We start from the raw sequence: 19,312 nt of genomic DNA, 5'->3' as shown, positions 1-19,312 counted from the left end.
TGTTCCTCGGCTGTCAAACCGATCGTAAGGATCGATCGACGGGCGAAGTCGCCTGGAATTCCCGCAGACCGGACTCGGCGCGCCCGAAGGCCGCCTTCGTCGATCAGCTGGGAGTGCCCATCGGGCCGGCCACCTCGCGGCGTCCTGCATCCCGTTCGGGCGAACCAGTCCATCGTACATCAGCCCGTGGAGGGCTCGAACCGATTTCTGGTTGCTTCCTCGGGGCCGTCCGCCTTCCGGCGTCCCGCATCCCCTTGGGGCAGACGAGACAGTAGGTGGTTGCCGATGCAACGTCAAATCGGCGGACCGGCCTTGCCTCGCGGGCACCTGCCGTCAACGCTTGGCGGTCAACGGGTATTCCGCGCCCCCACGGCGTCCTGCTGCACGCCGTGGGGCGCTGAGGACGTCAGTCGATGCGGCGGTACGTGGACAGTACGAACGACAACGGCACCGTGACCGGCTCGGGCAGGGCCGCGAGGTGCTTGGCCAGGTCTACCGCGGACACGTGATGGGCGCTCGGCCCCATGCCCACCAGCGTGGCCACCTCTCCACGGCTCATCCGCGCCTCGACCTTCAGGTTCTCCCGCACCTCTAGGACGAAGTGTCCCGCCAGCGCGGCATCGATGCGCTCGTCTTTCCGGTCGTCGACCGACAGCAGTCCCAGCGTGCGCACCAACGGGCCCAGGTGCTGGCTTGAGGGGGTGACGGCATACAGCGCCCCACCCGGTTTGAGGACCCGTTGGAACTCGGGCGGGTTGCGTGGCGCGAAGACGTTGATGATGGCGTCCATGGCCGCATCCCGCATGGGAAGGGGGCGCCACACGTCGGCGACGACGGCGCCTATGCGTGGATGTGCGCGTGCAGCTCGCCGAGCGGCGTGCTTAGAGATATCCAGGGCGAGCCCGACTGTACCGGGTGTGCTGTCAAGGACAGCCCGCAGGTAGTGCCCGGTCCCGGCGCCCGCGTCCAGCACGACGGCGCCGTGCTGCAACCCGTCCGTTGCGCGCTCGCCCAGTAGACGCGTCAGGGGGTCGAAATGTCCCGCGCCCAGGAAGGCGTCCCGGGCCTTCACCATCTCCGGCGTGTCGGCAGTGCCTGGACGTGCGTTCCCGGACAGCAGGTTTGCGTAGCCCTGCCGCGCTATGTCGAACGAATGCGCCGCAGGGCAACGCAGAGCGTTCGTCTCCAGCGCGAGGGGCCTCCCGCAGATGGGGCACATGAGGTGTTGGACGACGTCGGCGAGCATCCGTCCATCTTGAGGGATGCCAAGGATGCCTGCGCCCAACCCCAAGCCACGTCGCTCAGGGGTCTCTTCAGGCAGGGGACGCCGACGGGACGGGCTTACCGGTGCAGCGGTGTGGGGCCCCTGCCCGCTCCCGGGAGGTTGATCGCCACCTCCAGGACGCCGTTGTCGTAACGCGTGGTCAGTCGGTCGGCCTCGTCCGGCAGGGTCATCACGCGGCGGTGGCGGGCCTTCATGCCGTCCCGGCGGCCGTTCTCGACGTAGTCCTCCCGGGTCAGGGCGGCCGTAACCGGTCATGTCAAACCGCCTAACGGCCGCCCCCTTTGCCTGTGCCATGGTCGTGCCGGATCGGCGCCCGGCACCACCCCGGACCCGCTCCCGGTCGCGGCGCGTACCGGTACGCCTCGCAAGACGGGGGCGGAGAGCCGGCGGGGTCAGGAAGACGAGAGGCGTCGGCGGACGTCCTCCATGTCCAGGCCGCGGACCTGCTCGATCACGTTCTCCAGGACGGCGTCGGGCAGCGCGCCCGGCTCGGCGAACACGATGACGCCGTCGCGGATCGCCATGAGCGTCGGAATGGACGCGATGCCGAAGCGCTCCGACAGTCCGGGCTCGGCCTCCGTGTCGACCTTGCCGAAGACGATGTCGGGGTGCGAGCCCGAAGCCTTCTCGAAGATGGGGGCGAACATACGGCAAGGCCCGCACCATTCCGCCCAGAAGTCGACCAGGACGATCCCGTCGCCCTGGGCCACCTCGTCGAAGTTCTCTTCGGTCAGTGTGACCGTTGCCATGTCGTCCTCTCTTCACCTGGGGTATCAGGTCGGGTAGAGCGGTCAGCGGGCCCGGGGTATTCCCTGCCCGGGAATCCCAGCGGGTAATTGGGCGTTGTGCCTCTACGGAGATCGCATCGGAGAAGGGTCAGGATGGCTGCAACCCGTACCAAGGGCGACAGGGTCGACGCCCCCGACAAGGATCTCGTCGGGGCGTACCTGGACCGGATCGGCCGTACCCCGCTGCTGGACGCGGTGGAGGAGGTCGATCTGGCGAAGGCGATCGAGGGGGGCCTGTACGCCGAACAGCTCCTGGAACAGGGAGCGCTTCCCGAGGGCGCGACCGTCGACGAGCTGGAGGAGCTCGTCGAGGCCGGGTTGCGCGCCAAGAGGAGGTTCGTCGAGGCCAACCTGAGGCTCGTCGTTTCCATAGCACGCAAGTACCCGACCGACTCGCTGCCGTTGATCGACCTCATCCAGGAGGGGAATCTGGGCCTCATGCGGGCGGTCGAGAAGTTCGACTACCGCCGTGGCTACAAGTTCTCCACGTACGCCACCTGGTGGATCCGGCAGGCGATCGGGCGTGGGCTGAGCCACACCGCCCGGACGATCCGGCTGCCGGTGCACGTGGAGGAGGAGCTGTCGCGGCTGCGCCGTGCCGAGCGGCAGCTCGGGCGGGAGCTGGGCCGCGAGCCGTCCCGCGAGGAGCTGGCGATCGCCGTGGGCGCCGACGTGGAGCATGTGGACGAGCTGCTGCGCTGGCGCCGCGATCCCGCCAGCCTGGACGCGACGGTGGACGACGCCGGGGAGACCCCGATGGGCGACCTGCTCGAGGACCCGGAGGGCGTGACCCCCGAGGCGGAGATCATGGCTCTGGACGACCTGGAGGGCCTGGCACGGCTGCTGGAGCGCCTTCCGGAGCGCGAGGAGGCGATCCTGCGGGCCCGGTTCGGCATGGACAGCGGGCAGCCGCAGTCGTACGCGCAGATCGGCGCCCAGTACGGGCTGAGCCACAACCGCGTGCGGCAGATCACCGACCGGTCGCTGCGGCGGCTGCGTCAGTTGGCGACCGAGGCGGACTTCAGCGGGCGCCGGGCGCTCGCGGGCGCGGGTGGCCCTGCGGGCGCACGCGCCGGGGCGGACACCGCCGCTCGGCGTCCGGCCGCGGGCGCCGGCCCCAGGACCGGCATGGGCCTGGACCACGAGCCCAGGCGTTCCCGTAATCCGGTCCGCGCGGCCTCGCCTTCAAAGGCCGCTTGACCCAGGCCCTACCGTCCCGGCGCACCCCCGCAGGCTGCCCGACCCGATCTCCATGGCCGACCACGACGTAGCGGACGGGACGGTTCCGCCACCGCGTATGGCGGGTCGCCGTCCCGTCCTTTCGCGTCCACCGCGTACCATCCACCTGGCATCGCCCGTCCAGGTAGATCGGTAGTCAGGTTGGATCTCGACATGGCCATGAACTTCTCGGGGGATCTGGACGCGTGGCGCGCCCTCCCCGCCCAGCAGCAGCCCGAATGGGAGGATCCCGGGGAGGTCCGGGCGGTCGCGCGGGAGCTGTCCAAGCAGCCGCCGCTGGTGTTCGCCGGGGAGTGCGACCAGCTCAAGCAGCGTCTCGCGGAGGTCGCCAGGGGTGAGGCGTTCGTCCTCCAGGGCGGGGACTGTGCGGAGACCTTCGAGGGGTCCAACGCCGACGCCGTCAAGAACAAGCTGAAGACGCTTCTGCAGATGGCGGTGGTGCTGACCTACGCCGCGAGCGTGCCGGTCGTCAAGATTGGCCGGATGGCGGGGCAGTTCGCCAAGCCGCGGTCGAAGCCGTCCGAGGTCCGGGACGGGCTGGAGCTTCCCGCCTACCGGGGGGACGCGGTCAACGGGTTCGACTTCACTCCCGAGGCGCGCCGCAACGACCCGTGGCGGCTGCTGAGGGCCTACCACTGCTCGGCGGTCACGCTGAACCTGTGCCGGGCGTTCACCAAGGGCGGGTACGCGGACCTGCGGCAGGTGCACGCCTGGAACCAGGACTTCGTGGCGGGCAGCCCCGCGGGCAAGCGGTACGAGCGGCTGGCCGGTGAGATCGACCGGGCGCTGACGTTCATGAAGGCGTGCGGCGCCGATCCGGACGAGTTCCACACCGTGGAGTTCTACTCCAGCCACGAGGCGCTGCTGCTGGAGTACGAGCGGGCGCTGACCAGGATCGACCACCTGAGCGGCCTCCCCTACGACGTGTCGGCCCACCTGGTGTGGATCGGCGAGCGCACCCGCCAGCTGGACGGGGCGCACGTGGAGTTCATGCGGCACATCCGGAACCCGATCGCGGTGAAGCTGGGCCCCACGTCCACCGCCGACGACGCGCTGGCGCTGATCGACCGGCTGGACCCGGAGCGGGAGCCGGGACGGCTGACGTTCATCACCCGCATGGGCGCCGGCAAGATCAGGGACGTGCTTCCCCCGCTGATCGAGAAGGTGGAGCGCAGCGGCGCCCGTGTGGCGTGGATCTGCGATCCCATGCACGGCAACACGTTCGAGGCGAGGGGCGGTCACAAGACCCGCCGGTTCGACGACGTACTGGACGAGGTCACCGGCTTCTTCGAGGTCCACAGGGCGCTGGGCACCCACCCGGGCGGCATCCACATCGAGTTCACCGGCGACGACGTGACCGAGTGCGTCGGCGGCGGCCACCCGATCGACGAGGACGACCTGCACCGGCGCTACGAGACGGCCTGCGACCCCCGCCTCAACCGCAGCCAGTCCCTGGACCTGGCCTTCATGGTCGCCGAGCTCTACCGCAAGGCCGTCTGACACTCCACGACGACCTCAGCCACCACCCCGGCCCCGAACGGCGCCCAAGCGCTGTGATCGCGTCCGAAGGCAGATTCGAGCGAAGCGAGAATCTGATCGCGAAGCGAGCCGCCAAGGCGAGTCGGAGCGATGCAGCGATCGCACGTAAGCGCAGCAAGCGACGAGCCGCCAGGCGAGGAGCGCGGCTTGCGCTTACACGGCAACCTCAGCCCAGACGACCTTGCCGCCTGTGACGGGGTCGGCGCCCCAGTCGTTGGCGAAGCGGTCGACGATGAACAGGCCGCGGTGGGATTCGTCGAGGGGGCCGGGGACGGTGAGGCGGGGCATCTGGGCGGCGCGGTCGCGGACTTCGACGCGGACGCGGCCGGGGCTGCGGAGGAGGCGGAGTTCGAGGGCGGTGCCGGCGTGGAGGACGGCGTTGGCGACGAGTTCGGCGACGATGGCGGTGACGAGTTCTTCGCGTTCCATCAGCGCCCAGGTGCGCATGGTGCGTGCGGCGAGGCGGCGGGCGTATTCGACGGCCTCGGTCTGGGGGGCGGCGCGCAGTGTGGTCTCGGTCATCGTGGGGTGGTCCCGTGCCCGGCCCGCCGCTCGTCCTCGGAAGGCGTGGGCACGTCCTGCGGGGGCCGTGCCCGGCGCATCAGCCGACTCCTTCTCCCGCGGCGCCGCTGATGAGGAAGCGGTCGAGTCCTGTGGTCCGCAGCACGTTCTCGACCCGGCCGTAGGCGCCGGTCACGGTGAGGATGGCGTTCTGGGCGCGGGCGTGCTTGTAGGCGCGGACCAGGACGTTGAGGCCGGAGGAGTCGCAGAAGTCGACGGCGGTCAGGTCGACCACCACTTCGCGCTCGCCGGAGTCGACCAGCTCGGTGAGCCGCGCCCGCAGTTCCTCGGAGGAGTGCAGGTCGATCGAGCCGCGCGCGGCGATCGTCGCGCGGCCGTCCTGTCGTGTCGTGTGCAAGGCAAGCCCCACGCCACCCCACCTTACCGATTGCCGGACTCCATCATGACGCCCGGAGAACGATGAGGGCAACGTCGTCGCCGGAGGGCTCGGGGCCGAAGTCGCGGACGGCGCGCTGGATGCGGGCGGCGACGGCGCCGGCGCTGAGGCCGGTGCATCCGGCGAGGAGCCGTTCCAGCCCGTGCCCGTCGCCGAGCAGCCGGGCGCCGGAGCGGCGTTCGGTGACGCCGTCGGTGACGCACAGGAGCACTTGCCCGCGGCGGAGCTGGACGGTCTCGGTGCGGAAGTCGACGCCGTCGAACACGCCCAGCAGGGGCTGGGGGGACGCGGCCTCGGTGACCTTGCCGTCGGGGTTCAGGATCAGCGGCGGCGGGTGCCCGGCGCTGGTGAGCCTGATGGAGACGCCGTCCCGCCGGGACCGGGGGGCGATCTCGCCGTGCAGGAGGGTGAGCAGGCGGCCGCGTTCGCCTTCGGCGAGGATGAGCCGGTTGAGGCGGCCGAGGACGTCGGGGACGGACAGGTTCTCGGCGGCCAGGATGCGCAGGGCGTGCCGGGCGAGGCCGGTGACGGCGGCGGCCTCCGGCCCGGTGCCGCACACGTCGCCGATGGCGAACCGCCAGCGGGACGCGGCGGAGGCCGGGCCGGAGGCGCCGGTGGTCTCGAACACGTCGTAGAAGTCGCCGCCGACCTCGCTGCCCTCCCCGGCGGGTTCGTAGACGACGGCGACCTCCAGGCCGGGGATCTCGGGGATGGCGGGCGGGAGGAGGCTGCGCTGGAGGGCGCTGCTCATCGCGGTCTGCTCGGAGTACAGGCGGGCGTTGTCGACGGCGAGGGCGGCGCGGCGGCTGAGCTCCTCGGCCAGTTCGATGGCGCTGCGGGGGAAGCGGTCGCCGGGCGGGCGGCCGATGACGATGGTGCCGATGCGGCGGCCGCGGGCGATCAGCGGGAAGGCGAACGCCTGGTCGGCGGCGGTGGGCCCGGCGGCGGCCCGGACGTCCTGGGGGGCGCCGGCGAGGCCGTGCCAGGGGCCCGGGGAGTCCATGGACGGGCCGGGGTCGGCGTGTTCGAGGAGTTCGCGCAGGCCGTCGGCGCGGGTCTCGTCGGCGTGCCAGACGTAGGCGAGGCGGGCGGCGCCGGTCTCGGCGGTGGTGTAGACGGCGCACCAGGTGGACAGGCGGGGCACGACGAGCTGGGCGACCAGGGCCATGGTGCGCTCCTGGTCGAGGGTTCCGGCGAGCAGGTCGCTGGCCTCGGCGACGAAGCTGAGCCAGCCGCGCCAGGACCGTTCCAGTTCCCCCACCCTGGCCTTTTCCAGGGACAGCGACATCTCGTCGGCGATGCGGCCCAGGCGGGCGGCGGCGGTCTCCTCGAAGCGGCCGGGGGCGGAGGACAGCGCGACGACGACGCCGGTGAGGCGGCCCTGGGCTTCCAGGGGCGCGGCGGCCAGGGAGCGGGCGCGCAGGGCGGCGGCGATGGGGTCGGAGGCGTCGGAGGACACCCAGGGCTCGCCGGCGCGGGCGTCCGGGCCGAGGTTGACCACCGACAGCTCGCCGAGGGGGACGTCGCCGGGGAGGCCGGTGGCGGCGCCCAGGACGAGCCGCCCGTCGCGTTCGGTGAGCAGGACGGCGGCGGCGTCGGCGTCCAGGACGTCCCGGACGGTGGTGACGGCGCTCTCGAGGGAGTCGCGGGCGGCGGGCGACCGGAGCATGCGGTCGCCTCCGGCGGGCAGCCCGGAGGCGACCTCCGGCTCGTCGTGGACGCGGGCCGCGCCGTCGCCGTGCCGTCCCGGCTGCCCGGTCCGTCCGGCGGCGCGGGGGCTCCTGGAGGCGGGGGCGCGCTCGTCGGCGCCGGGACGGGCGCGGTCGCCCGCCCGGGGCCGGCCGGGCGCGGCTTCGGCGGTGACGGGGCCGCCGTTGATCAGGCCAGGGTCCTCCGACGACACCCGCGGCGGGGCGGTGCCGTTGGAGGAGCCGGGATTGGGCAGCCGGAACCAGACGCCCTTGGCGCGGCGGTCGTAGGTGACGCCCCAGGACGCGGCCAGCCGGGCGATGGAGGGCAGGCCCCGCCCGCTGGAGGCGTTCATCCCGGGCATGGCGATGGCGCGGGTGGGGTGCAGGTCGCGGACCTCGACCTGGATGTCGCCCTCGTCGGTCAGCCGGCAGGCGACCTCGAAGGACGTGCCCGCGTAGGTGACGGCGTTGGTGGCGAGCTCGCTGGTGGCCAGGACGGCGTCGTCGGCGGCCTCCTCCATGCCCCATTCGGCCAGCACGCGCCGGACGAACCGGCGCGCGTCCGCCACCGAGGTCGCCGCGGACGGGAAGGTGGCCGAGACCGCCTGCCGTTTCAACTGCTCGTCCTTCGCTCTCGCGGTCATCGCCTGCCGGCCCGGCGGGGGCCCGGGTCCGGCTATCGTGACAGACCGGTGGCCGGCCGGGAACGCCGTTCCACCGGAAAGCCGGAAAGGCGGTGCCCTCTTCCACCGGAAAGGCACTACCGTGCGGTAAGCACGACAGACCGTAACACGCACACTACAAGCCCGCGCCCGGAGGTTCAGGCGTACCGGCGCGGCCGGTCCAGGACCGCCCGGCGACGTAGAGTACAGAGACGGCACAGGCACGGCACCGGACCAGGTATCGGTGATCCCCGTATACCCATATTCGCGGGCCAGGAGGTCGACACCATGCCCCGAACCGCGTCCGGCACGCGCGCCCATTCCGGGTCGCGGGCCAACGCAGGCTCTTTCCGTGACACCACGCCCCGCTACAGCGACGCCGACCTGGCGCCGCTGCTGAAAGCGCTCGCGGCGGTGCGGGACGGCAAGATCCAGGCGGAGGTCGACGTCCCCGGGGAGGGGGCGGTGGCCGAGGCGGCCGCCCTGCTGGAGGAGATCCGCGACAACGGCGAGCAGCTGACGTCCGGGCTGTCCCGGGTGCGGCGGGAGATCGGCCGTGAGGGGCAGCTGCGGGGCCGGATCGCGCCCGGGACGCTCAAGGGCAGCTGGGCGCTGGCGGTGGAGGACGCGAACGCGATCGTCGACAAGCTCTCCGATCTGGCCACCGGCATGTACCAGGTGGTGGAGGCGGTGGCGAAGGGCGACCTGAACCAGCGGGTGGAGCTGCGGGTGGGGGGCCGTCCTATGCGCGGCGAGCTGCTGCGGATGGCCAAGTCGGTCAACTCCATGGTGGATCTGCTGGACAAGTTCACCTGGGAGGTCACCCAGTTCGCCCGGGAGGTCGGCACCGAGGGACGGCTGGGCGGGCAGGCGTCCGGGCGCGGCATGACCGGCCGGTGGCGGGACGTGACGGCCGCGGTGAACGCGATGGCGGGGCGGCTGACCGACCAGGTCCGCGACATCGCCGAGGTGACCACGGCGGTGGCGCGCGGGGACCTGACCCGCAAGGTGACGGTCGAGGCGACCGGTGAGCTGCAGGAGCTGAAGCTCACCGTGAACACGATGGTCGACCAGCTGTCGGCGTTCGCCGACGAGGTGACCCGGGTGGCCCGCGAGGTCGGCACCGAGGGGCAGCTGGGCGGCCAGGCCAACGTGCGGGGCGTGAGCGGGGTCTGGAAGGACCTGACCGACAACGTCAACGCGATGGCCAACAACCTGACCTACCAGGTCCGCAACATCGCGCAGGTCACCACGGCGGTGGCCGAGGGCGACCTGGGCAAGAAGATCACGGTGGACGCGCAGGGCGAGATCCTCCAGCTGAAGCTGACCGTGAACCAGATGGTGGAGACGCTGTCGGCGTTCGCCGACGAGGTGACCCGGGTGGCCCGCGAGGTCGGCACCGAGGGACGGCTGGGCGGGCAGGCCCGGGTGCCGGGCGTGAGCGGGGTCTGGAAGGACCTGACCAACAACGTCAACGGGATGGCGTCCAACCTGACCTACCAGGTCCGCAACATCGCCCAAGTGACCACGGCCGTCGCGCAGGGCGACCTGACCAAGAAGATCACCGTTGACGCGCAGGGCGAGATCCTCCAGCTCAAGGACACCATCAACACGATGGTCGACACCCTCTCCGCGTTCGCGAACGAGGTGACCCGCGTCGCACGCGAGGTGGGCGCGGAGGGACGGCTGGGCGGCCAGGCGAAGGTGCACGGCGTGTCGGGGGTCTGGAAGGACCTCACCGACAACGTCAACTCGATGGCGAACAACCTGACCACGCAGGTCCGCGGGATCGCGCAGGTGACCACGGCCGTCGCGCAGGGCGACCTGACCAAGAAGATCAGCGTCGACGCGCAGGGCGAGATCCTCCAGCTCAAGGACACCATCAACACGATGGTCGACACCCTCTCCGCGTTCGCCGACGAGGTGACCCGCGTCGCACGCGAGGTCGGGACGGAGGGCCGGCTGGGCGGCCAGGCGATCGTGCCCGGCGCGGGCGGCATGTGGAAGGACCTGACCGACAACGTCAACGGGATGGCGTCCAACCTGACCTACCAGGTCCGCAACATCGCGCAGGTGGCGACGGCGGTCGCGCACGGCGACCTGACCCGCCGCATCGACGTGGACGCGCAGGGCGAGATCCTGGAGCTGAAGACCACGCTGAACACGATGGTGGACACGCTGTCCTCGTTCGCCTCCGAGGTGACAAGGGTGGCCCGCGAGGTGGGCATCGAGGGGCGGCTGGGCGGCCAGGCCGAGGTCGAGGGCGTGTCGGGCACCTGGAAGCGGCTGACCGAGAGCGTCAACGAGCTGGCCGGGAACCTGACCACCCAGGTCCGCGCGATCGGCGAGGTGGCCAGCGCGGTCGCCACCGGCGACCTGAGCCGCAACATCACCGTGAGCGCGCGCGGCGAGGTGGCGGAGCTGAAGGACAACGTCAACCTGATGGTCGCCACGCTCCGCGAGACCACCCGCGCCAACGAGGAGCAGGACTGGCTCAAGACCAATCTGGCCAGGATCGGCGGGCTCATGCAGGGCCACCGCGACCTGATGCAGGTGGCCGAGCTGATCATGAGCGAGCTGACGCCCACGGCCAACGCCCAGTACGGCGGGTTCTACCTGGCCGAGCACTCCGGCGAGGAGACCGAGCTGGTGCTCATCGCCGGGTACGGGGTGGCCAAGAACAAGGTCGGCAAGGTCCGGTTCACGCTGGGCGAGGGCCTGGTGGGGCAGGCCGCGGCCGAGCACCGCACGCTCCTGATCGCCGACGCCCCGGCCGACTATGTCAAGATCGGCTCGGGTCTCGGCAAGGCGAGCCCGGTCAACATCATCGTGATGCCGATCACGTTCGAGGACTCGGTGCTGGGCGCGATCGAGCTGGCCTCCTTCAGCCGGTTCACCGACGTCCACCTGGCCTTCTTCCGGCAGCTCATCGAGACGATCGGGGTCACGCTGAACGCGATCAGCGCCAACACCCGCACCGAGGCGCTGCTGGCCGAGTCGCAGCGGCTGGCGCAGGAGCTTCAGGAGCGCTCGGACGAGTTGCAGCGGCAGCAGGGCGAGCTGCGCAACTCCAACACCGAGCTGGAGGAGAAGGCGGCGCTGCTGGCCCAGCAGAACCGGGCGATCGAGATCCAGAACTTCCAGATCGAGCAGGCCCGCCGCACCCTGGAGGAGCGCGCCGAGCAGCTCGCGATCTCGTCCCGGTACAAGAGCGAGTTCCTGGCCAACATGTCGCACGAGCTGCGCACCCCGCTCAACAGCCTGCTGGTGCTGGCCAAGCTGCTGTCGGAGAACCCGGGCGGCAACCTCACCGACAAGCAGGTGGAGTTCGCGCAGACCATCCACGACTCCGGCACCGACCTGCTGGAGCTGATCAACGACATCCTGGACCTGGCCAAGGTGGAGGCCGGGAAGATGGAGCTGCACCCGCAGCGGCTGGCGGTCTCCGGGCTGGTCGACTACGTCGACGCCACGTTCCGGCCGCTGGCCACCGACAAGGGCCTGAACTTCGCGGTGGAGGTCTCCCCCGAGGTGCCGGGACTGCTGTACACCGACGAGCAGCGGCTCCAGCAGGTGCTGCGGAACCTGCTGTCCAACGCGGTCAAGTTCACCGCCGAGGGCGACGTGCGGCTGCGGATCGAGCGGGCCGGGGACATCAGCTTCACCCTGCCCGCGCTGTGGAACACCCCGGACGTGATCGCGTTCCGGGTGATCGACACCGGGATCGGGATCAGCGCCGACAAGCTGCAGGTGATCTTCGAGGCGTTCCAGCAGGCCGACGGGACCACCAGCCGCCGCTACGGCGGCACCGGGCTGGGCCTGTCGATCAGCCGCAACATCGCGCGGCTGCTGGGCGGGGAGATCCACGCCGAAAGCGAGCCGGGGCACGGCAGCGTGTTCACCCTGTACCTGCCCGCCCAGTACACCGAGCCGGACGGGCGGCGCCGCTCGGTGCTGCCGGACGAGCCGGTGCCGGCCTCGGTGACGCCCAGCCCGACCGACCCGGGCCCGGCGGCCACGCCGCCGATGGAGCCGGTCATGCCGTCCGACCAGCCCGCGCCCGCCGAGCGGCCCGGCGAGGAGGAGCCGGCGCTGACCGGCCTGCTGGACGAGCCGCCCACCGGGTTCCTGGACACCGTCCTGTCGGGACGCAAGGTGCTGATCGTCGACGACGACGTCCGGAACGTGTTCGCCCTCACCAGCGTGCTGGAGGGCTACGGCATGGAGGTCCTGTACGCCGAGGACGGGCACGCCGGCATCGAGCTGCTGCACCGCAACCCGGACGTGGCGCTGGTGCTGATGGACGTGATGATGCCGGGCCTGGACGGCTACGCCACCACCGCCGCGATCCGCGAGATGCCGCAGTTCGCCGAGCTGCCGATCATCGTGATCACGGCGAAGGTGATGAAGGGCGACCGGGAGAAGAGCCTGGCGTCCGGCGCGTCGGACTACGTGCCCAAGCCCGTGGACGTGGATCATCTGCTGGACGTCATGCGCAACTGGTTGCAGCCGTCGGTCGTCCGGTAGGCCGGGGCCGCGGCACGCCGGACGGGCGGGACGGGAGGGATCGGGGGAACGGCCGGGCGGGGCAGGACTCGGGGACAGGGAATCGGAGAAGGGCACGCGTGGACGACAAGGCGAAGATCCTGCTCGTGGACGACCGCGAGGAGAACCTGATCGCGCTCGAGGCCATCCTCAGCTCGCTCGACCAGGATCTGGTCCGCGCCCGGTCCGGTGAGGAGGCGCTCAAGGCGCTGCTCACCGACGAGTACGCGGTGATCCTGCTGGACGTGGTGATGCCGGGGATGGACGGGTTCGAGACCGCCCGCGACATCAAGCGCCGCCGCAAGACCCGCGATCTGCCGATCATCTTCCTGACCGCGGTGAACTCCGACCCCGACTACGCCTTCCGCGGGTACGCGGCGGGCGCGGTCGACTTCATCTCCAAGCCGTTCGACCCGTGGGTGCTGCGGGCCAAGGTGTCGGTGTTCGTGGAGTTGCACAACAAGAACAAGCAGCTTCGCGACCAGACCGCCCTGCTCCGCGAGCAGGCGGCGCTGCTGCGCGAGCAGGCCGCGCTGCTCCAGGCGCGCCCGTCCACCGACCCCGGGCGTGAGCCCGGCACCGTCCCGGAGGGGGAGGCGCGCGCCGCCGCGGAGCTGGACCGGCGCCTGACGGCCGTGGAGGAGCAGCTGGAGGACGTGGCCAAGCGGATCCCCCAGGCGCTGCGCGAGGACTTCGAGGAGCTGGACCGCCGGGTCGCCGACCTGCGCGACACCGTCGGCCGCCCCGGCGGCACGGCCCCCTGACCCCGGCCCCTGACGGGCCCTGGCGCCGGCTCAGCCGGTGGCCGACGCGAGCCTGGCGCGGGCGGCGGCGATGCGGGCCAGGGTGCGCTCCCGGCCCAGGATCTCCAGCGACTCGAACAGCGGAAGGCCCACGGTGCGTCCCGTGACGGCCACGCGGACCGGCGCCTGCGCCTTGCCGAGCTTGAGGCCGTGCTCCGCGCCCACCTGCTCCAGCCGGGTCTTCAGCTCGTCGGCCCGCCAGGGGGCGTCGCGGTAGGCGTCCTCGGCTCCGGCGAGGATCTCGTCGGCGGGCCCCTTGAGCATGGCCTTGGCCCAGGACCGCTCGTCCTCCGGCGGCTCGTCCAGGAACGCGAAGTCGACCATCGGCACGATCTCCGACAGCAGCGCGACCCGGGTCTGCGCCAGCGGCGCCAGCTGCGCGAACACCGCCATGTCGACCTCGAACGGCGCGTCCTCCAGGAACGGCAGGCAGGCGCTGATGAACTTCTCCACCGGCAGCATCCGGATGTAGTCGCCGTTGAACGCGCGCAGCTTCTTCTCGTCGAAGAACGCCGGGGAGGTGTTGACGTCCTCGATCCGGAACTCCTCGACGATCACCTCCCAGGGCACGATCTCGCGGTCGCCGGAGGGCGACCAGCCCAGCAGCATCAGGTAGTTGCGCATGGCCTCGGGCAGGTAGCCCTCGGCCCGGTAGTCCTCCAGCGCCACCTTGTCGCGGCGCTTGGACAGCTTCTGCCGCTTCTCGTTGACGATCACCGGGATGTGCGCCCACACCGGCGGCTCGGACCCCAGCGCCTCCCACAGCAGCTGCTGCTTGGGCGCGTTCGGCAGGTGCTCCTCCCCCCGCACGACGTGGGTGATGCCCTGGCTCATGTCGTCCACCGCGTTGGCCAGCAGGAACGTCACCGAGCCGTCGGCGCGGGCGATCACGAAGTCCTCCAGGAGGGCGTTCTCGAACACCGGCTTGCCGCGCAGCAGGTCCACCACCGTCGTCTGGCCCTCGTAGGGGGTGCGGAAGCGCAGCGCCCGCCCCGGGCCCGGGTCCAGGCCGCGGTCGCGGCAGAACCCGTCGTAGCCCTTGTGCTGGTCCCCGGTGCGGGCCACCACGTCTTCCCGGGTGCAGTCGCAGTAGTAGGCGCGGCCGGAGTCGACCAGGGTGCGGGCGGCGGCGGCGTGCTTGTCGGCGTTGGCGGACTGGAAGTAGGGGCCCTCGTACTCGCCGCCGTCCATGCCCAGCCAGGCCAGGGCCCGGATGATGCCCTCGGTCCACTCGGGGCTGTTGCGCGAGGCGTCGGTGTCCTCGATCCGCAGCACCAGCGTGCCGCCCGACTGCTTGGCCATCACCCAGTTGAACAGGGCCGAACGGGCCCCTCCGACATGGAAGATCCCGGTCGGTGACGGGGCGAAGCGTACGCGGATCGAAGACGTTGAAGACATGCCGTCCAGCCTAGAACCCCGCGGCCCCCGCTCGCGCCTCGATATCAGGGCCTCCAGGACGGGTCGCGGCCGGTCAGGCCCAGCAGCCGGTCCAGGGCCGGCGCCGACTCGGGCACCTTCACCTCCTCGGCGTACACCTTGTACTCGCGGCCCATCTCGGCGGTCGGGACGGTCTGCTCGTAGAGCGCGGTGACCAGGTCGCCGGGGAAGGCGGGCTCCTGGCCGGTGGAGACGGCCAGGTCCCAGCCGTGGAGGACGCACTCGCCCGTCATCATCCAGCCGATGAACGACGCGGCCATGCCGTCCGGGCCGCCGGTGAGGCTGGCCGTGCCCTCCCAGGCCGCCGGGTCGGCCCACGCCTCGGCCATCGCCCGGGCCCGCTCCGCGTAGCGGTCGGCCCAGGCGCCGTCGCCGGTGAAGTCCCGGCCTTCGTCCGCCGGCTCGGCGGGCGCCTGCTTGCGGGCGGCGGTCGCGCCCGGCCCCGCCCACAGGATCATGTGGTTGATCAGCCTCCGCACGTTCCAGCCGGAACACGGCGTCGGCGCGTCCAGGAGGTCCGAGGGGACCCCTCGGACGATCCGGGTCGCCCGCTCCACGGCGGACACCATCAGCCTGTGCTGCTCCATGATCATACCTTCCGGCTCGCTCATCCGTTCGAAGCGCTTCCCACGCTAGGAGGCCGTGGCGGCGCCGGTCTTGAAAAAACACGACAACGGCATGGCTAGCCTGAGGTCATGTCCCGGATCCTGCCCACGTCCACGCGCGGCATCCTGAACGCCCGCGTGGCCAGGGAGAACTTCCGGGTCACCAGGATCGCGCCGCCCGCGGCCCTGGCCGGGTACGTGGAGTTCTTCTGGGTGCTGGTGTGGGATCTGCGCGGACGCAAGCCGCACAGGCAGCAGGTGCTGACCCGTCCCAGCGTCCACATGACCTTCACGCACTACCTGACCGGCGGCGGCACCCGGCCCCGGATCACCGGCGTGGTCAGGGACGAGTTCGTGGAGGAGATCTTCGACGAGGGCCATGTGGTGGGGGTGGGGTTCCTGCCCGGCGGCTTCCGGCCGTTCCTGGGCGCCCCCGTCGCCACGATCACGGGCCGGACGCTGGGCGTGGAGGAGGTGTTCGGCCGCGACGGGCGGATCCTGTGCGAAAAGATCTTCGGCGGGCGCGACCCCGCCAAGGCCGTGGAACTGCTGGAGTCGTTCCTGATCGCCCGGCTGCCCGCCGTCCCGGACCCGCGGGTCGAACAGGCCGCGCGGATCGTCGAGCGGATCGCCGCGCGCCCCGCCCTGGTCCGGGTGGACGACCTCGCCGCCGACCTGGGGATCGGCCCGCGTAGCCTGCAGCGGCTCTTCCACGAGTACGTCGGCGTCGGCCCCAAATGGGTGATCAGGCGCTACCGGATGCTGGAGGCCGCCGAGCGCGCCGCGTCCGGGACCGACCTCGACTGGGCCGCGCTGGCGGCCGAGCTGGGCTACGCCGACCAGGCGCATTTCACCCGCGACTTCACCGCCGCCGTCGGCGTGTCCCCCGCCCGCTATGCCCGTGGCCAGCGCGGCGGCACCGGCTGAGATGATCGGTCGCATGACGGATCCCCTCGCGAGCCTGCCCTCGTTCCGGGAGGCCGCCGCCGCACGGCTCGGCGCCTTCCCCCACACCACCGTCCCCGACTCCCCCGGATCCCGGCGCGCCGGGGTGGTGCTGTGCGTGGTGGAGCACGAGGACGTGCCCTCGGTGATCCTCATCAGGCGCGCCTACCGCGGGCGCAACGCGGGCCAGTGGGGCCTGCCCGGCGGGAGGGCGGACGAGGGCGAGACACCCGAGCAGGCCGCCCTGCGCGAGCTTCACGAGGAGCTGGGCATGCGCGTGGAGCCGGCGGACGTGCTGGGAAGGCTGGACGACTTCCCCGCCGCGTCCGGGTTCTCGATCACGCCGATCGTGGTGGCCCCGTCCAATCCGGGCACGCCGCGTCCCAGCCCCGACGAGGTCCACTCCGTCCACCACGTCAGCCTGAGCAGGCTGGCCGCCGACGACACGCCGCGCTGGGTGCCGCAGATCGGAGGCGGGCGGCTGCTGCAGATGCGGCTGCGGCCCGACTGGGTCGTGCACGCGCCGACCGGAGCGATGCTGTGGCAGTTCCGCGAGGTCGTCCTGCTGGGACGGGACGCGGGCCAGGCGCGGGTCGCCGGGTTCCTGCAACCCGACTGGACGCGGACCTGACGTCAGAACGTCCCGCCGTCGACGACGATCCGCTGGTCGGTGAGATAGGAGGCGGCGTCCGACACCAGGAACCGGACGACGTCGGCGACCTCCTCGGGCCTGCACACATGCCCGAAGGGGGACGCGGCGTCGTGGTCGCGGATGTTCTCGATCCCCGCCGTGGCCCTGATCAGCCGCTGCCCCATCTCGGTGTCCACCAGTCCGGGCGCGACGATGTTCACGTGCATGCCGTGGCCGCGCTCCTCCTTGGCCAGGGTGTGCGCCAGCGCCTCCATCGCCGCCTTGCCCATCGCGTACGGGGCGCCGAACGGCGGGTACGAGTCGCTGATCACACTGGACACGAAGATGACGTCGCTGCGCTCGGCCCGCCGCAGCAGAGGCAGCGCCGCCTGGGTGAGATGGTGCGGCCCGACCGCGTGGACGCCCAGCAACCGTGCGGGCTCGGCGGGGTCGGTGTCGGCGACGGCACGTCCCCGGCTGGCGATCCCGGCGCTGTGCACCAGGATGTCCAGGCGCCCATAGTCCTCCTCGATGCGCGCCGCCAGTTCCCGGCAGTCCTCTAGGACGTCCACGGACGCCTTGTAGGCGCGCGGCCCCGGACCGGGCCGGGTCAGCGCCTCGATCTCGGAGACCGTCTTGCGGGCGCTCTCCTCGTCCCTCCGGTAGGCGATGGCCACGTCGGCGCCGTCGCCGGCCAGGCCCAGGGCGATGGCACGGCCGATGCCACGGCTTCCTCCGGTGACCAGGGCGACACGTCCATCGAGCGAACTCATCAGGGCTCCTTCAAACCGCGGGGAGTGACCCCGCCATCCTGCCCCGCCGACGCCCACCTACGTAAGCACCCCCTGACGACGACCCAACCTCGTACCCAACCGGGGTCAGCGCTGCTCAAAGCGGCATCCGCCCAGGTCAGCGCGAAGACATCCTCGTCCTGCCGCTCAAGTCGAGCACCACCGGAACGAAGGACGCCCATGTCGACGCGTACCCGCCAAATACCCCTACACCGTTACCGTATATTCACCATCATCCTGGTCACGGCACTGATCACGGGCCTGACCACCCCCGCGTCCCACGCCGCCCCGCCCACCCCGCCGGGAAGGCACGCCACCTTGGCGCACCTGTCCATGCTGAAGATCGCGCCCGAACGACCCGGCTCCGGCTACAGCCGCGAGAAGTTCCCGCACTGGAGGACGGTGCGGGGCACCTGCAACACCCGCGAGGTCGTCCTGCGACGCGACGGCACCGGCGTGAAGACCGACAGCCGCTGCGCCGCCGCCTCCGGCACCTGGCGCAGCCCCTACGACGGCGCCGTCTGGCGGCGGGCGTCCGATGTCGACATCGACCACATGGTCCCGCTGGCCGAGGCGTGGCGCTCGGGCGCCGACTCCTGGTCCACGGCCCGGCGCGAGGCGTTCGCCAACGACCTCACCAGCTCCCAGCTGTGGGCGGTCACCGACAACGTCAACCAGGAGAAGGGCGACAAGGACCCCGCGAAATGGCTGCCACCCAGCGCCGCCTTCCACTGCATGTACGCCCGCTCCTGGACGGACGTGAAGTACCGCTACGGGCTGACGGTCGACGGCGAGGAGAGGGCGGTCCTGACCCGGCTCGTCGCCTCCTGCTGAGGGTTGTCAGGCGCTCAGCTCGGCCAGCCACTGCCCGGCGCGCTCGATGTGCTCCTCGGTCAGCCCGATCTGAGGATCCACGGAGACCAGCAGATGGTCGGCGAGCCCACTCTCGTTGGCGAGGCACTCCACCACATCCGGCTCGTCCTCGAACCAGACGAACGGCCGTCTCTCCACCCAGGACACGACATGCCGAACCTTCCACGCCCCCAGCGTGGTGCCCTCGCCCAACCCAGGGAAACTCGGGATCGGGACGAAGGGCAGTTGGGGCAAGCCGACCTTGGGCGCGATCCACGTGTTCGCGTGGTCGCACCAGAACGAAGCCCAGGCGAGTTCCGCACCCGCGGACTGGGCCAGGTCGAGCAGCATCCGCCCATGCCGAGAGTTCAGCCACAGTTTGTAGGTGACACCGTTCGGCGAACACCGATGCCGCCGGTAGCCACGATGCGGCCGCTCGAAGGGATTCAGCACACCATCAACATCAAGCAGCACCAGCGGGGACCCCATACCCGGACACTACGCCCCCACAACCCACCCCGTCGATCATCACCCACAGAGA

General features: G+C 71.4%; 16 protein-coding genes. 7 read left to right on the top strand and 9 right to left on the bottom strand.

Features of this window, described 5'->3' with window-relative positions; translation table 11 throughout:
- Positions 1 to 406 precede the first annotated feature (406 nt).
- Positions 407 to 1,246: a putative RNA methyltransferase gene (locus tag ACGWYJ_RS36955; RefSeq protein ID WP_395111224.1), complete on the bottom strand. Its 840-nt coding sequence runs from the start codon at positions 1,244 to 1,246 to the stop codon at positions 407 to 409.
- Positions 1,247 to 1,677: 431 nt separating this feature from the next.
- Entirely contained in the window at positions 1,678 to 2,034 is a 357-nt protein-coding gene (trxA, locus tag ACGWYJ_RS36950; RefSeq protein ID WP_395111223.1) for a thioredoxin, read from the bottom strand.
- A 132-nt stretch (positions 2,035 to 2,166) separates the two neighbouring features.
- On the opposite strand from trxA, the gene ACGWYJ_RS36945 reads away from it, so the two are divergent.
- Together ACGWYJ_RS36945 and ACGWYJ_RS36940 are read left to right on the top strand one after the other, a co-directional pair.
- The gene (locus ACGWYJ_RS36945; RefSeq protein ID WP_395111222.1) at positions 2,167 to 3,273 is read left to right on the top strand and encodes an RNA polymerase sigma factor RpoD/SigA; all 1,107 of its coding nucleotides are present in this window, start codon (positions 2,167 to 2,169) and stop codon (positions 3,271 to 3,273) included.
- Between the two features lie 198 nt (positions 3,274 to 3,471).
- The gene (locus ACGWYJ_RS36940; protein ID WP_395111225.1) at positions 3,472 to 4,812 is read left to right on the top strand and encodes a class II 3-deoxy-7-phosphoheptulonate synthase; all 1,341 of its coding nucleotides are present in this window, start codon (positions 3,472 to 3,474) and stop codon (positions 4,810 to 4,812) included.
- 192 nt (positions 4,813 to 5,004) lie between these two features.
- On the opposite strand, the gene ACGWYJ_RS36935 is transcribed toward ACGWYJ_RS36940, so the two are convergent.
- The 3 genes from ACGWYJ_RS36935 to ACGWYJ_RS36925 form a co-directional block, all read right to left on the bottom strand.
- A complete protein-coding gene (locus tag ACGWYJ_RS36935; protein WP_395111221.1) occupies positions 5,005 to 5,373 on the bottom strand; it encodes an ATP-binding protein in 369 nt (122 codons plus the stop codon).
- A 79-nt stretch (positions 5,374 to 5,452) separates the two neighbouring features.
- On the bottom strand, positions 5,453 to 5,782 hold the full coding sequence (locus ACGWYJ_RS36930; RefSeq protein WP_395111220.1) for an STAS domain-containing protein: 330 nt from the start codon (positions 5,780 to 5,782) through the stop codon (positions 5,453 to 5,455).
- A gap of 31 nt (positions 5,783 to 5,813) precedes the next feature.
- Positions 5,814 to 8,144, bottom strand: a complete 2,331-nt coding sequence (locus ACGWYJ_RS36925) for a SpoIIE family protein phosphatase (RefSeq protein WP_395111219.1) — start codon at positions 8,142 to 8,144, stop codon at positions 5,814 to 5,816.
- A gap of 306 nt (positions 8,145 to 8,450) precedes the next feature.
- Here ACGWYJ_RS36925 and ACGWYJ_RS36920 point away from each other — a divergent pair, with 306 nt between their 5' ends.
- Positions 8,451 to 12,689, top strand: a complete 4,239-nt coding sequence (locus tag ACGWYJ_RS36920) for a HAMP domain-containing protein (protein ID WP_395111218.1) — start codon at positions 8,451 to 8,453, stop codon at positions 12,687 to 12,689.
- 98 nt (positions 12,690 to 12,787) lie between these two features.
- A complete protein-coding gene (locus ACGWYJ_RS36915) occupies positions 12,788 to 13,471 on the top strand; it encodes a two-component system response regulator (RefSeq protein WP_395111217.1) in 684 nt (227 codons plus the stop codon).
- Between the two features lie 30 nt (positions 13,472 to 13,501).
- Here ACGWYJ_RS36915 and gltX read toward each other — a convergent pair whose 3' ends face one another.
- Together gltX and ACGWYJ_RS36905 are read right to left on the bottom strand one after the other, a co-directional pair.
- Positions 13,502 to 14,908, bottom strand: a complete 1,407-nt coding sequence (gene gltX, locus ACGWYJ_RS36910; RefSeq protein ID WP_395111216.1) for a glutamate--tRNA ligase — start codon at positions 14,906 to 14,908, stop codon at positions 13,502 to 13,504.
- 44 nt (positions 14,909 to 14,952) lie between these two features.
- Positions 14,953 to 15,534: a TIGR03086 family metal-binding protein gene (locus ACGWYJ_RS36905; protein WP_395111215.1), complete on the bottom strand. Its 582-nt coding sequence runs from the start codon at positions 15,532 to 15,534 to the stop codon at positions 14,953 to 14,955.
- Positions 15,535 to 15,642: 108 nt separating this feature from the next.
- On the opposite strand from ACGWYJ_RS36905, the gene ACGWYJ_RS36900 reads away from it, so the two are divergent.
- Together ACGWYJ_RS36900 and ACGWYJ_RS36895 are read left to right on the top strand one after the other, a co-directional pair.
- Entirely contained in the window at positions 15,643 to 16,479 is an 837-nt protein-coding gene (locus tag ACGWYJ_RS36900) for a helix-turn-helix domain-containing protein (RefSeq protein ID WP_395111214.1), read from the top strand.
- 13 nt (positions 16,480 to 16,492) lie between these two features.
- Positions 16,493 to 17,128: an NUDIX hydrolase gene (locus tag ACGWYJ_RS36895; RefSeq protein WP_395111213.1), complete on the top strand. Its 636-nt coding sequence runs from the start codon at positions 16,493 to 16,495 to the stop codon at positions 17,126 to 17,128.
- 2 nt (positions 17,129 to 17,130) lie between these two features.
- Here ACGWYJ_RS36895 and ACGWYJ_RS36890 read toward each other — a convergent pair whose 3' ends face one another.
- Positions 17,131 to 17,901 carry an SDR family NAD(P)-dependent oxidoreductase gene (locus ACGWYJ_RS36890; RefSeq protein WP_395111212.1) on the bottom strand — a complete coding sequence of 257 codons (771 nt, stop codon included), beginning with the start codon at positions 17,899 to 17,901 and terminating at the stop codon, positions 17,131 to 17,133.
- A gap of 198 nt (positions 17,902 to 18,099) precedes the next feature.
- Here ACGWYJ_RS36890 and ACGWYJ_RS36885 point away from each other — a divergent pair, with 198 nt between their 5' ends.
- Positions 18,100 to 18,753, top strand: coding sequence for a DUF1524 domain-containing protein (locus ACGWYJ_RS36885; protein WP_395111211.1), 654 nt, complete (start codon positions 18,100 to 18,102; stop codon positions 18,751 to 18,753).
- Positions 18,754 to 18,759: 6 nt separating this feature from the next.
- On the opposite strand, the gene ACGWYJ_RS36880 is transcribed toward ACGWYJ_RS36885, so the two are convergent.
- Positions 18,760 to 19,260 carry an HAD domain-containing protein gene (locus ACGWYJ_RS36880; RefSeq protein WP_395111210.1) on the bottom strand — a complete coding sequence of 167 codons (501 nt, stop codon included), beginning with the start codon at positions 19,258 to 19,260 and terminating at the stop codon, positions 18,760 to 18,762.
- Between the last annotated feature and the right edge of the window lie 52 nt (positions 19,261 to 19,312).

This window comes from Actinomadura sp. SCN-SB, assembly GCF_043906805.1.
Classification (GTDB): domain Bacteria; phylum Actinomycetota; class Actinomycetes; order Streptosporangiales; family Streptosporangiaceae; genus Spirillospora.
The sequence above is the reverse complement of the archived record's forward strand: the minus strand, read 5'-3'. Positions and strand labels throughout refer to the sequence as shown.

Excerpts from the sequence above, each read along its gene's own strand:
- ACGWYJ_RS36955 (WP_395111224.1), bottom strand. The coding sequence starts at position 1,246 with ATGCTCGCCGACGTCGTCCAACACCTCATGTGCCCCATCTGCGGGAGG.
- trxA (WP_395111223.1), bottom strand. The coding sequence starts at position 2,034 with ATGGCAACGGTCACACTGACCGAAGAGAACTTCGACGAGGTGGCCCAG.
- ACGWYJ_RS36945 (WP_395111222.1), top strand. The coding sequence starts at position 2,167 with ATGGCTGCAACCCGTACCAAGGGCGACAGGGTCGACGCCCCCGACAAG.
- ACGWYJ_RS36940 (WP_395111225.1), top strand. The coding sequence starts at position 3,472 with ATGAACTTCTCGGGGGATCTGGACGCGTGGCGCGCCCTCCCCGCCCAG.
- ACGWYJ_RS36935 (WP_395111221.1), bottom strand. The coding sequence starts at position 5,373 with ATGACCGAGACCACACTGCGCGCCGCCCCCCAGACCGAGGCCGTCGAA.
- ACGWYJ_RS36925 (WP_395111219.1), bottom strand. The coding sequence starts at position 8,144 with ATGACCGCGAGAGCGAAGGACGAGCAGTTGAAACGGCAGGCGGTCTCG.
- ACGWYJ_RS36920 (WP_395111218.1), top strand. The coding sequence starts at position 8,451 with ATGCCCCGAACCGCGTCCGGCACGCGCGCCCATTCCGGGTCGCGGGCC.
- gltX (WP_395111216.1), bottom strand. The coding sequence starts at position 14,908 with ATGTCTTCAACGTCTTCGATCCGCGTACGCTTCGCCCCGTCACCGACC.
- ACGWYJ_RS36905 (WP_395111215.1), bottom strand. The coding sequence starts at position 15,534 with ATGGAGCAGCACAGGCTGATGGTGTCCGCCGTGGAGCGGGCGACCCGG.
- ACGWYJ_RS36900 (WP_395111214.1), top strand. The coding sequence starts at position 15,643 with ATGTCCCGGATCCTGCCCACGTCCACGCGCGGCATCCTGAACGCCCGC.
- ACGWYJ_RS36895 (WP_395111213.1), top strand. The coding sequence starts at position 16,493 with ATGACGGATCCCCTCGCGAGCCTGCCCTCGTTCCGGGAGGCCGCCGCC.
- ACGWYJ_RS36890 (WP_395111212.1), bottom strand. The coding sequence starts at position 17,901 with ATGAGTTCGCTCGATGGACGTGTCGCCCTGGTCACCGGAGGAAGCCGT.
- ACGWYJ_RS36885 (WP_395111211.1), top strand. The coding sequence starts at position 18,100 with ATGTCGACGCGTACCCGCCAAATACCCCTACACCGTTACCGTATATTC.
- ACGWYJ_RS36880 (WP_395111210.1), bottom strand. The coding sequence starts at position 19,260 with ATGGGGTCCCCGCTGGTGCTGCTTGATGTTGATGGTGTGCTGAATCCC.